At 51.9% G+C, this 12,799-nt stretch carries 8 protein-coding genes; all 8 read right to left on the bottom strand.

The features are described 5' to 3' along the window. Positions 1–2,385, bottom strand: a 2,385-nt coding sequence (locus tag GF401_20310) for a DUF2341 domain-containing protein (GenBank protein MBD3347406.1), incomplete at its 3' end; no start/stop codon positions are given. 92 nt (positions 2,386–2,477) lie between these two features. Then, positions 2,478–2,699, bottom strand: a complete 222-nt coding sequence (locus GF401_20315) for a hypothetical protein (protein MBD3347407.1) — start codon at positions 2,697–2,699, stop codon at positions 2,478–2,480. Between the two features lie 346 nt (positions 2,700–3,045). Further along, entirely contained in the window at positions 3,046–3,903 is an 858-nt protein-coding gene (locus GF401_20320) for a hypothetical protein (protein MBD3347408.1), read from the bottom strand. A gap of 29 nt (positions 3,904–3,932) precedes the next feature. Beyond that, positions 3,933–8,903 carry a hypothetical protein gene (locus tag GF401_20325; GenBank protein ID MBD3347409.1) on the bottom strand — a complete coding sequence of 1,657 codons (4,971 nt, stop codon included), beginning with the start codon at positions 8,901–8,903 and terminating at the stop codon, positions 3,933–3,935. A gap of 6 nt (positions 8,904–8,909) precedes the next feature. Further along, positions 8,910–9,890, bottom strand: a complete 981-nt coding sequence (locus GF401_20330) for a tetratricopeptide repeat protein (protein ID MBD3347410.1) — start codon at positions 9,888–9,890, stop codon at positions 8,910–8,912. A 33-nt stretch (positions 9,891–9,923) separates the two neighbouring features. Then, on the bottom strand, positions 9,924–10,784 hold the full coding sequence (locus GF401_20335) for a serine acetyltransferase (GenBank protein ID MBD3347411.1): 861 nt from the start codon (positions 10,782–10,784) through the stop codon (positions 9,924–9,926). Positions 10,785–10,846: 62 nt separating this feature from the next. Beyond that, the gene (locus GF401_20340; GenBank protein MBD3347412.1) at positions 10,847–11,740 is read right to left on the bottom strand and encodes a homoserine O-succinyltransferase; all 894 of its coding nucleotides are present in this window, start codon (positions 11,738–11,740) and stop codon (positions 10,847–10,849) included. Positions 11,741–11,755: 15 nt separating this feature from the next. Continuing rightward, positions 11,756–12,709 carry a cysteine synthase A gene (gene cysK, locus GF401_20345; protein MBD3347413.1) on the bottom strand — a complete coding sequence of 318 codons (954 nt, stop codon included), beginning with the start codon at positions 12,707–12,709 and terminating at the stop codon, positions 11,756–11,758. Positions 12,710–12,799: the final 90 nt, after the last annotated feature.

A 12,799-nucleotide genomic window follows, 5' to 3' on the forward strand; every position in this document is an offset into this window, starting at 1 on the left:
TGTCGAGCCCAGGTGATCGGTGACATAATAGTATCTCGGTTCAGCCGAGCTGCTGAGCGCTTTATTGATTCTTCCCTCATGCCCGGCCGGGGTTATGATATTGTGGTATGCCGGGGACATGCCTTTGTTATAGGGTTCGATATTATTAATGAAATACCATTTTTCAGGGCTGGTATCATCGATCCAGAACCCCTCCATTACCAGCCGCTCACCGACGCCGAGGGTTTTGTTAATTTCAAACTGATACGATCTTTCGTAAGAATGAAATGTCACATTTTGGACGGTCTTCCCGCCGCTTATCCACCATGAGCCGCTGACAATCAGTTTTTCATGATCATCCGCTATTGCTTCCCGCTCATCGATTAATCTCATTGGTACCTCGAAAGAAGTGCCGTCGGTGAAGTTCAAAACAGCCTTTGGCTGAAATGCCTGGCCTTGCAGAGGATTATAAATTGTTATTGAATAGTCCACAATTGATACCGCATCTGTTTCACCTTCATACAATATGGCGCCGTCGACATAAGCAACCGCCGATTGCTTTTCGGGCTCTATTATTGCAAAGGGTGAGAATGAGCCAACCTGGGCATAGATTGCTTCAGACGTGACTTTATCTATGACCAGTTCATTTCCCCAACTGCCGGTATGGTGGTCCACTTTCAGCCGTTTCGCCGGGATAAAGCCTTTTCTGTCGTTGAAAGGAAATGCCATGGAAATCGTTTTACCGTCCATTAAATTGCCGCTTATTTCAAAATACCTTCCGTGCATGCTATAGCCGGTCATTTGTGGAGGACCGGATACTCCTTCAGGTTCCTCTGTAACCTGGATAATCGGCACCAACTCATTAGTGGCGATCGTATTTGCCGGAATAGTTATTTCAATGCTGTTCCGGCTTGAATAATCAGGATAGAATTTGCTGAAATCATAGGTAACGACCTGGTCCTGTGACTGATCGAGAATTATCGGCAAATCTGGAACTGCTATAATTGGAAAGTCATCGGTACTTTCAATATTAGTTCCGAAGTATGATTCAAGCAGGTCGCAGACAAAATCGCCGTCTTTATCTTTTAAGGAGTTTGACGATATTTCACCGTAATGTATAATCTGTTCGGCTGCTCTCTGGTTTTCGTAGCACATTTTTATCCAGTCGGAAGACCGTGCCACTGTTTCGATACGGACTTCATCGATCGTGCCGTTGAAATATCTGTTTGTATATTCGTGGCCGATAAAGAGGGGCAGTACTATGGAATCCTGTCCGAAATCGCCGTTATCGAGTTCACTGCCGTTTTCATAATAGTTCCAGTTACCGGTCCCGTTTCCGTTCATTGAGTATGCTGAGAAGTTCCAGGTATTTTCAGTAAGGGAATTTCCATGCAGATTATTCGGCCAGGGGTAACTTGAAACCATTACCTGATTATTTTCCACTTTGAAATGACAATAGCCATCGGCCCAGGATTCATGGGTAACCAGAGGCTGCTTGCCGGTCCCGGAGTAGTTATGCCAGACAGAAATTGTTGCGGCATTGTTTTTTCCCATATCAGGAAGGCTGATATAATCATCGAGGCCGTCAAAGGAATTGGCCTTGCCGATTATCCCGTTATGCGAGGCTGCGGCTCCGTTATGAGGGGTCCCATGGTTGTGGTTATTGGTCTCATCGATACGGTAACTGTCTCCATTTTCATTTAGATGCCACACTCCGGCAAACCCGTTAGTGCTGTTGAATACATCCTTGCCGTTGGAAAAGCTTTCGGCTTCTGCATTATCCCAGTACATAACAATATGCTGATCGCTGCTGTTTGCCGTAATTTCATCGACTTTGACCCAGATTTCAGCTACCTGATTTTGTGGATCCCAGCGTTCGATTTCATAGTCGAGGGGAGTTTCGAGATCTATTTTTGAGAAACGGATATCGGAACCGTCGGGCTTTGCCTGAGAAAAATCGAAATTTTCGGCATCCAACCGGACAAGAAGAGGAAAATTCTGGAGGTTTGTTGCGATATTTGCTCCGGATGGTGAGGTATTTATTGCGATATCTCGTTTATAGGTCCATTCATAGTAGGCCCCGAAAGGAACCGGTGGTTCAACCCCTGCTTCATCCGCGCCAATATCCCATGTCGAGCCGCGCGACTGGCCGTCAATGTCGTTATCGAACCAGGCGGATAAATTTGTGCCTGCATTGCGGGCATCCGAAGAAAGCAACAAGTGTAAATCTTCGACTCCCTGGCCGATATTAATAAACTGGTCCACAGCGGCTTTGTCATGAACCGGATCCAGCCCCGGGGCCGTATAATCGGAACTCATATTGTTTGAGATGGCGCCCCAGGTGGAGTTTACGTTCCTGAAATCATCAACGGTACAGTTCATGGCAATGCAATTCTGTACGTTCATTGTCGCGCCGTTGTGGACATCGATACCGCAATCTCCGCAGTTGAAAACAGTCGCATTGTTGACAGTTACCGTAGCAGCCTGTACCGATGCGATTATGCCGTGGCCAGCAATGTTGTATACAATGCAATTTCCTTTTGTGCACGCGGATATGTATAGGCCTTATAAACTTTGAATATTTCTGTTTTCGACAACAGGTCGGCGGTGCGTTCGAGTTCTTCTATATTTTGATCGACAATCAGCACATTCAATGTATTATTGAGCTGATGCATTGTTTTATCGTAAATCGAGCGGTAATCATCGCCGGATAATGACATGGTTTTCTTCTGCTCACTTGAAAATATTTGCTTCCTGGCCTTTTACTAAAATATTAATTTCCCCGTGAGCAATCCAGTTTTAAAACCCGGGCATATCCGGAATGGCGCCGATTCAGTTACTCAGCACCTGCTCAAAATTGACTTTTATCACTTTTTAACGGAGTAATGGAGTACTGGAATGGTGGAGTAATGATTTTGTGTAACCAGTATGATATCACAGCCCGTCTGCCCATCCATTCACGCGTGACATTGTGCGGAGTAAAAATAATGTGTGCCACGGTTGCCCTTGACTGTACCACACTGTTTTTTTTGAGTGTCGAACAAGGCAAGGGCGCCTGCGCGCCCATTACCGCAGATAAAAATACCGCACCAATCCCACAACAACATTGCGAATAATGAAACCGAAAACCAGATATCCCACGCAGACATCCCAGGCGGTACCGATCATCACTTTAGATTCGTCGATGCGGGGCACTTCGTTTTTTGTCTGCAGGGCCCCGTCGGTTATACGGGTAATAGTGCCGTCGGCGATAAGAAAAGTCAAAAAGGGCAGGATACCACTGGCGATTCCCCACCCCAGGGACCAGTGAATGGGAAAGTACCAGAAATGGTAGGCCACCACCATACCGAATACAAAAAGGAAGGTACTGTAGCGCAACAGTGACGGCGCCCACCGGTAGATCCGGGCGGTGGTATACTCACTGAGAAGGGCATTCCGTTTGAGACGGCGATACTCTTCCCGGGGAATGGCCGATTCTCTGTTATGGCGTTTCAGGTTTTCGTAGAGTGAATCGATCAGTTCGGAGAAGCGGTCGATGACAAAGGGGAGGCGGATTTCGACTTTCGGGGTCTTCAGAACGGCAAATCCGCGCACGAAAGGCAGGGCGACATAGCGAAACGTTGTTACATTTTCACAATGCAGCACGGTTGTGCGAAACAGGCGCCGCCAGAGCAGGGTATCGTCGGAAAGGACCCAGGAGGTCCCCCTCAATTCCCGGGAAATGATATGGGTCAGTCCGGCAAAGAGCAGGATCGTAACACTGAGATAGAGACGGAGCCGGTAAAACTGGGGGATAACACCATATCCCGCCCAATGGACCAGCCATGGTGTGGCCCAGAGAAAGATCATGCCGAAGGCCAGGAGACCGTAGAGCGCGAGATGTCCCTTGAGAAGATAGTTCTGGTATCGATATGTTTTTTGCATGACAACTTTCTTTACATTGCGCACCGGAATTACCCGGCGTCCCCTTTGTCGGGTTTCCATTCGACTCTGATAATGGTTTCTTCGAACACCCCGCCTTTTCCATGGGAAAGAGTGCGGTTTTTGTATCCTGCGCCGTGATCGGTCGTGATAATGAGCCGCCGTCCCTCTTTTTTACACATCTGGATCATTGGCGGCAGATTCGAGGCCAGCATACTCCCCAGGGCGTCGGGCATGTCGTGAAGCGCCATTGTTTTTTTATGGACTGCGCTGTCGAGCATACCGATCCTGATCACCACGGCAAATTCATTTTTCATCGGGGGTATCATATCAAGAAGCGTATGGGATTCGGCGCCGTCAAGAAAATGATATTCCGCCGAACGGGCGTTGAATTCTTCGATCGGGTCCCGGTCGTGGTCGAACCCGAACAGGGAGTTTACCGATTGGATCGTCTGGGGCGGGGAGGCAAGACGGTACCATGCCGTCTCCGCGGAAGCGATGTGACGGTTTATCCCGGCCGCGGTTTCCAGCCAGACATCCGGAGAAAGAGCGTCCACCAGCAACACCACCGGGCAGTCGTCAAGGTTGATCACCGGGACTTCTGGAAGGCTCTCACACCAGTCGGCGGCCCCGATTTCAATATCCCGGATCAGCTTCTCTCCGTGGGCGACAAGCTCGGAGGGCGCCCGGGAATCGGCAATTATCGATGAGACATGCAACCGGGAAAGAAGTCGCCGGGGGAAACCCTCACCGAGAGAGAGCGACAGCCGTTTCAGCCGCTGGAGTCTCATTTTAACAGCTTCAGCCTCATGGGAAAGAAGATGTCGTGAGCCGATTTCCACCGAAGAACAATCGCAATCACCGGAAAACACCAGCGACGCCAACCGTGTCCAGGCGCCACGGATTGCCCGGGTATGACAGGGCTCCGAGACAATAAACCGGACAAGCCCGGCAGCATCGAGATTATCAAAAAAAGATTTCATTTCACGTGACGGGAACCGCCGTTCGCATTCCTGCTCGAGCATGCGGGCCGCGGCAGCGCCGATTTCAACCGGCGTCGTGGTTACTAATTCCGGATGGATCAGAGGCCACCATTCGGCCGGAGAACGGTCCGATTGCGGCGCGGTCATATTTTCCACGGCAATGACCGTATCGGCGTCTGTGGTCCCGATCCATTGCTCGATTGTTTCCCGTATCTTTGAAGGTGTAAGCCTTCGGCCGGCAAGCGAACGGACCAGCCCCGCAAGATCTCTGTTCTTCAGTTCCACTTTTCCTGCAAGGGCCCGGGCGATTTCCGTAACCGTCTGTTCATCGAGCATATCCAGCAGCAGCGGCAGTGCAACGGGTGTTTGTTGTGAAAGGGCCTTATGGAGTTCACTTAACCTTTTGGCCAGGGGCGCGTTCATATCTTTGATTGCCCAGGCCCGGGCCGCAAGCGCCTCTTTAACCGCGGGCGCATTCAGAATGGAACGGTATTCTTCAACACACCGCTCGATCTCCTTTTCAGGATTGTTGGTCAACATTTCCGGCGGGCGGTCGCCGATCTGATAACCGCAACTGCAAGAGGGGTTCCGCAGGAGTTCTTCCTTGATAACGCGACGGCATGGGGGCCGGTCCGGACGGTCCAGGGCCGAAAGCAGGTCCACCAGACCGGCGGGACGATCGAGCGACTTGATGTCATTCAACCGGCGGATTACCCCAAGCGCCCGCTTTCCGTACCTGGATATCTCCGGCTTTGTACAGGAGCCGTAATAGGCGTCATGACGGGCCTGATAATACTGCGTGTAAATATCACGGAACAACGAAAAGGCCTCGCCCAGCCGGACACCTTCATCCGGAACAACCAGAAGCTCGGGCTGTTCCACAACGGCCAGCGCCCCTTTGCGGGCTTCCGCAACCTGTTCATCCGCTTCGACCGCTGTTTCAACCGATCGGTGCATGAGGTAATGATTAATAAAAATGAAATTCTCCGCATGCCTGGAAAAAAAACGGTGCATCTTTTTGACTTTTTCGAAGTCTTCGGGCGACAATTGTGCCCGCCGCCAGGCGCTCAGAAACCGCTCGAGTCCTTCACGAGCAGCATAGGAAACCTTGATTTCATCATACACCGACTTCATTTTATCGAGCTTTCCGGTGAGTGCATGGAGATCGAATTTTCTGAATGCCGCGTAATCACCGGTCTGGGCGGTATGGCGGTAGAGCTGTTCGAGGGTAGTCTCGAGTGAGGCCTTGAATTTGATCACTGCCTGCCAGGCCTCGCGCTGCTGTTTCAGGCCAAAGGTTCCCCATCCCCCGGAAGGGGCGAGAAAGGGACATTCCTCAAGGAGCGTCCGGCGGTAGGGTTCACCGATAATTTCCCCCGGCGCAACAGCATCGGCCTTATCGAGTACCGACAGGTTCAGATATTCCAGCGAGACAGTCCTTCCCCGCGACGCCAGGGTAAGGACCCCGCAATGGGCAAGAGCAACAAGGAGAAATTCGATGGTCTCCTTTGGTACGCCGAAAGGACCGGTCATCAATTCCCGGACAACGTCATTGAGCGGCGTGGGCCCGGCGGTTTTCAGCATACCGAAAAGGGAGGAGAGGAACGGATGGTCCCGGGGATTGGGTGAGAGGCGATAGGCGCCGGATTTCAGGTCCGCAAGGCCCAGGGGCGCGGCCAGGCTTTCGATAGTACCGATAAGGTTCCGGGTACTGGCCTCCCGGTGAGAAATACTTCCGGGAACAACAAAGTCGTCGATAAGCCGCTGGTAGTGGCGCATCCCCGGAGGCATCATCTTAGGAGCGATCTCTTTATAGCGGGGATACCGCTCCTCACAGGCCGCCGCCGCGGAAGCTTCAAGCAGACGGTCAAACCGTTTGATTCCCAGGGCCGCCGAATCGACCATAATATTTCCGCCTTCAAAATGACCGGCATAGATACAATCGATCAGGGCCGCGGCAACCGCCGGAAATAGTTTGCGTACCGAGTCCTTTACCATGGGTATAAGGGGAGCATCCGCGGGATTCGACGCCTTCAACTCAGCACTCAGGAGGCGCAGGGCCAGAAACTCTTTCAGCACCTCGCGGCCGGGTCCCGAAAAATTGACTCGCCACACAACAGTGTGGGGACATTCAAAGGGAGAATTATCGATCGCAATGACAAATCCGAAATCCGCCTCGCCCGATTCAAAGGCCGTTGTAAATTGTCGCTGTATCCTCGGCGCGTTTCCTTTCTGCAACAATGCCACCATCGCTTTCCGGGTGCTTTGCCGCCAGGTCACTATCCGCCGGGCGCTGTCGTGGAGTATCTCCGGTCCCGGCCAGGACATCGACTGAGGAAGCCCCGCCAGGGGGTTGAGGGCCAGACGGGAATCATCATCCCGAATCTCGTTCATGACACGCTTCAGCCGGGCACGAAGCGTTTTGGTATGATCTTCCTTGGTGGTAATGACATACACCGCATCATGAGGACTCCCCGATCCCCCGTGTTTTTTGGCCAGGAACCTGCTCTTTTCCGCAATGGGGTCCAGGAGCGCGGATGAAACAAACCGGACGCCGGTTTCGGGATCATGTGACGCCAGCATGCAGGAACAGAGTTCGGTGATTGTTCCGACTGTCGGCATTTCGGCCGCCGGGTGGATCGTGTAAAGTATCAACGATCTGATCAGCCGTTTTGCAAGCTCACGATCCTCCGGTTCGTCAATTACATTCTCGACAACATCATCCAGGTGCGGTACAATATGGCGGGGATAGATATTGAACGCGGAGAACTCGGCGATCCGGTGGGCAAAGTGGGTATAGATACTGTCGGGCGCCAGGAGCATGGTGGATTCACGGTCGAGAATACCCTCGATATTCCGTCCTTTGTCGCCGGCAACCTGGGAATGGACAAAATCGACAACACCCCGGTGCTGGGAAAAGAGTTCCCCAAGGCCTTCAAGCAACGAAAGTGTTGTGGGATGGACCGGGTAGATACTCTGGAAATAATCGTAGTCACATTTAAAATCGGGGAAATGCTGCCGATAACGTCGATAGATCTCATAGATATGCTTTTCGGCCCCGGGTTTTTTCCGTATCAGGCGACGGGAGATCAGATCGCGGATATGGACGGTCGAAAGCTGAAGTTTGACCGGAAACCTGTCCTTGATTTTTCGGAAAGTTGCCGATGCGATATCGCCGGTTTGTTCGATACTTTCCTGCACCGCGGCAACGATCCAGAGCGGTCGGGTACGGCTCAGTTCACCCAAAAGCTGCAATGTCCGGGCGTCCTCGTTCAGCGACGACGTATCGGGTTTGGAACGGAAAAATTCCGACAGCTCATCGATGATAAGTACGCAGCCGTCGAACCCGGCCTGTTGAGCATGTTCGATTATCCCTTTGAATGTTTCCCGCCGTTCCGCTACAAGATCGGCGGGGAGCGGGATGTTGTGACGATTGAGAAATCCCACACTCCGGCTGTAGGCGGTATAGGGATCGTCGGCGAACCAGTCCCCGAGATCGGCGCCGCTTTTACACTCCGTGACAAATGTATCTCGCAATCCCGAATGGGAAAGTATGTCATCCAGAAATCGTATAAAGGCGGAAAAAGGTGACGGCGGCCGGGGAATGCCCTCTTCGGCAAAGGCGCCTCGGACAGCGTCGATACAAATCGATTCGAGTGATGAAGTAGAGCGGAAGTTAACAAGAGACGCTCCTGCCACGAGAAATTTCCGTCCACCGCTTTTTAATGCCTTCATATCCGGATGGAGTGAGTCGAGTTTTTCGCCCCCCTCTTTTCTACCGAGCCAGGCGGTGAGCATGGCGAGAAAATGGGATTTTCCGGAACCGAAATCTCCCTGAAGAAAATACCCCTGTCCTGTTGTATTCTGAAGGGAATTGCTGAACACGGTCAGGTGGGCGGCAACTTCACCGGTGACAACAAAGGTAGAGACGATCGATTCGGGCTCGGTATGTCCCTGCTCAAGGCGGATGACCGTTTGTACCGGTTTTATTTCAATCAGTTCGCCGATTTTTTTCGCCATAGGGCCTCATTTTTTTGTGCCGGACCGGGAGGAAAGATCATTGTCGATTTTTCGCAAGCGGCCGTAGAGCGTCTTTTCCTCGGGAAAAAGGGAAAGGAGTTCCCGGTACATGTTCCCCGCGCGCCCCGGGTCTCCGATACGTTTGCATGCCGCATAATAGGAACTATGAATATACATGTCATTGGGATTGAGCCGCAAAAGCTCTTCAAACATGGGGATCGCTTCCTTTTCCCGCCTGCTCTTTGCAAGTGCGAAGGCTTTTTTCCGCATGATCCGGGGATCCGCGCCGGTGGTGGCGAGTTTTTCATACTCCGACAGGGCTGCGTCGGGATTTCCCGCCTTCCGGCAGAGGGAAGCATAAATTTCGTTGTAGACAGGGGGCAAGGAGGGTATCTTTGCCATCCGTCCGTATTTTTTCCTTACCGCTTCAAGGCCGTCCCGGCGCACCTCCAGGTCCACCAGTTCCCAAAGGGCCTGGGGATTATGAGGCACGGCTTCGAGCTGCCTGGTGTATGTCTCGATTGCATCATCGTGACGCCCCAGGCCGACAAGCGCCCTGGCTTTCCACATACATTTCTGATCGGTGGGAAGGTCCCATTCGGCAACCGCGGTCATTATTTCATGCCACTGTTTCAAGCGGGAGAAACAGCAGAGCAGGGCACGCTGCGCGCGTCGCTGAAGTCGCGGTTTTTCCCGAAGTTCACGGTAGAGGCGCACCGCCTTGTCGTCATCGCCTTTTCCCGCATAGGAGTCGGCCATCGCAAGGAGCGCGTAGATGTTTTCGGGAGATATCGACAGTGCGGTAGTGATAATTCGGAGCGCCTGATCGTATTTGCCCAGTTGGTTCAGGGCCGCGGCCCGGCAGGTGAGCCAGAATTCGGAAGTATCGGAGCATGCGGCCGACATGCGCTCGGCAAAAGCGAGGGCGTCGTTAAAGGCATGGGCGGAAAACAGCCGTTTATATTCTTCATACTCCCGCGAATACATTACAAAAAGATACTTTTTGTCCGCCTCCGGCGCCTACATTGTCACCCCGTTTGCATGGGCGCCGTGGATCACGGCGCCGGGCGAGACCGACCGGGTAATCCAACTGTTACCACCGATTTCCGCGCCTTTGCCGATAACCGTGTTGCCGCCCAGAATTGTCGCGTTGGCGTAGATGATTACATCATCTTCAATATCCGGATGGCGCTTGATTCCCTTCACCGGTTTCCCTGTTTCATCGAGGGGAAAGGAGAGCGCTCCGAGGGTGACCCCCTGGTACAGCTTGACATTTCTTCCAATTGTCGTGGTTTCGCCGATAACGACGCCGGTGCCGTGATCGATAAAAAAGCGGGGCCCGATTGCGGCGCCGGGATGAATATCGATACCGGTACGGGAATGGGCCCGTTCGGACATGATCCGCGGAATGAGCGGAACATCGAGCTTGTACAGGGCATGGGCGATACGGTGGATCGCGATCGCCTCGACACAAGGGTAACTCATGATGATCTCATCCAGTGATTTTGCCGCAGGATCACCGTCGTAAGCGGCACGGATATCATCAATGAGTATCTTCCGCATTCCGGGGAGTGATTCGATCAGGCTGACAACGGCTTTTTCGGCGCGATCCTCGCAATCGCAATTTTCGCAATTGTCTTTAGCGCACCGGTACTTGAAGGCGTCGCGGACATGCTTGCCAAGCTTGAAACTGACATGACGGAGAATATCACCGAGAAAGAAATTGATCTCCTTTTTGGTGATGCGCTCTTTACTGTAGCAGCCGGGAAACAGGGCCGCCAGAAGGTCGTCGAGGACATCATAAATTTCATTCCGTCCGGCAAGATCAAGGCCATCATCGGTATGCACCGTATAGGTCCTTTCCATGTCATTTTCCAGCATGGTGACAATGTCGGGAAGTTTCTTATTTATCCATTCTTTAATTTCCACTATTCCTCTTTCGCTCAGTATGATGTACGCTCGTGAATAAATTTGATCCATTGGGAGAAAAACTCGGCACGATGCCCGCGCCACCAGTTTCTCGGTTCATCGAGTGAGATATTTTCCGGCGGATCGACATCATCCCTGCCCTTTTTCCTGTCCCGCTCATATTCTTCGATAAGCCGCCGGGAATTATACTCCGGGTGTCCCAGGTGGGTGATAAAACGACGGTCGGCACTCTCAAATATAATATAGCCCCCTTTTTCCGCGTGGGCCAGTAAACGGACATTGCCCTCTTTGGCCTCCTGTTCCAGAACAGGGTCTTCAATACCCGAATGCCTGCTCTGAGGACACCAGTAATAATCATCCATATCACCGGTAACAGGATGGTCCCGGTTGAGATTTCTGGTTTCATAGACACCGAAAAGTTTTTTCGGGTAGACGACATTATCGATTCCCATGTATTTGGCGATCGCCATTCCTCCCCAGCAAATGCCCAGGGTTGATGCGATATTATTGCGGGCATATTTTAAAATCCGCTTTACCTCTTTCCAGTATGAAACCTCTTCGAAGGGGATCTCTTCAACCGGAGCGCCGGTAAGAATCAGGCCATCGAGGATATTTTCTCCGATTGCCTCTTCAAAGGGCACATACAGCGAATCGAGATGTTTTCTGTTGCTGCTGGAATAGGAATGGTTATGGAGCCGGATCCATACCGGCTCGATCTGCATTACCGACCGTCCGAGGGGATAGAGCAGATTGAACTCGTATTTCTCTGCCTGGGGCATGATATTCAAAATACCGATACGCAGGGCCCGGATATCCTCTTTCAGCGCCTCCTTATCGGTAGCGCAGAGGATCCTCCGGCGCTCCAGTGCAGATTTAATATGATAATTTTGCGGAACAACAACGGTCACAAGATATCCCCATCCCTACGAACATGTTTGAGAATTCCGATTATTTGAATCACCATAGATCCATGTCGACAGGTACCGTTCGCCGGTGTCGCAGATAATTGTTACAATCATTTTCCCCTTATTTTCGGGCCGGCTTCCGACCCTGACCGCTGCCAGCACATTGGCGCCGGCCGAAATACCGGCAAGAATGCCGTCCTCTTTTGCCATTTTCCTGGTCATTGCCGCGGCGTCCTCGGAATTAATTCGAACGATTTCATCATAAATTTTAACATTCAGTACGTCGGGAATAAACCCTGCACCGATTCCCTGAATCTTATGAGGACCGGAGGCCTCTCCCGAGAGTACGGCAGACTCATCGGGTTCCACGGCAACGACCCTGATCGACGGATTCCGTTTTTTCAGAAGTTCACCGCATCCGGTTATGGTTCCACCCGTTCCGATCGCGGCAACAAATATGTCAAGCTTGCCGTCGGTATCACGCCAGATTTCTTCGGCGGTGGTCAATCTATGAATGGCCGGATTTGACGGATTTTTGAACTGCTGGGGCATAAAACTGCCGGGATTCTCTTTCTGAATTTCTTCGGCTTTGACCACTGCGCCATTCATCCCCTTCTCTCCGGGAGTCAAAATCAGCTCCGCACCGAGGGCTTTTAAGAGTCGGCGCCGCTCGATACTCATGGTCTCGGGCATGGTTAAAACCAGGCGGTAGCCCCGTGACGCGGCAACAAAGGCCAGGCCGATCCCCGTGTTCCCGCTGGTGGGCTCAACAATCATTCCATTCTTTTTCAGAAGCCCCGATTTTTCAGCGGCATTGATCATCGCCACCGCAATTCTGTCCTTTACACTCGAAAGCGGATTGGCGCTCTCAAGCTTTCCGACTATCGTAGCGCGCGATTCTTCAGACGCCGAACGTATTTTCAGTAACGGCGTGTCCCCCACCAGATCGGTAATGCTTTCTGCAATTTTCATACAATACTCCTTTCCGCAAAATAAATAACAACCCATTTTTTCTCACTCTTCCACTCTTCCACTACTCCACTACTCCACTACTCCATTACT

The organism is Chitinivibrionales bacterium (genome assembly GCA_014728215.1).
Taxonomy (GTDB): domain Bacteria; phylum Fibrobacterota; class Chitinivibrionia; order Chitinivibrionales; family WJKA01; genus WJKA01.

Bases quoted from the DNA above. Each gene is read 5' to 3' on its own strand.
- GF401_20315 (MBD3347407.1), bottom strand. From the start codon at position 2,699: ATGTCATTATCCGGCGATGATTACCGCTCGATTTACGATAAAACAATG.
- GF401_20320 (MBD3347408.1), bottom strand. From the start codon at position 3,903: ATGCAAAAAACATATCGATACCAGAACTATCTTCTCAAGGGACATCTC.
- GF401_20325 (MBD3347409.1), bottom strand. From the start codon at position 8,903: ATGGCGAAAAAAATCGGCGAACTGATTGAAATAAAACCGGTACAAACG.
- GF401_20330 (MBD3347410.1), bottom strand. From the start codon at position 9,890: ATGTATTCGCGGGAGTATGAAGAATATAAACGGCTGTTTTCCGCCCAT.
- GF401_20335 (MBD3347411.1), bottom strand. From the start codon at position 10,784: ATGCTGGAAAATGACATGGAAAGGACCTATACGGTGCATACCGATGAT.
- cysK (MBD3347413.1), bottom strand. From the start codon at position 12,709: ATGAAAATTGCAGAAAGCATTACCGATCTGGTGGGGGACACGCCGTTA.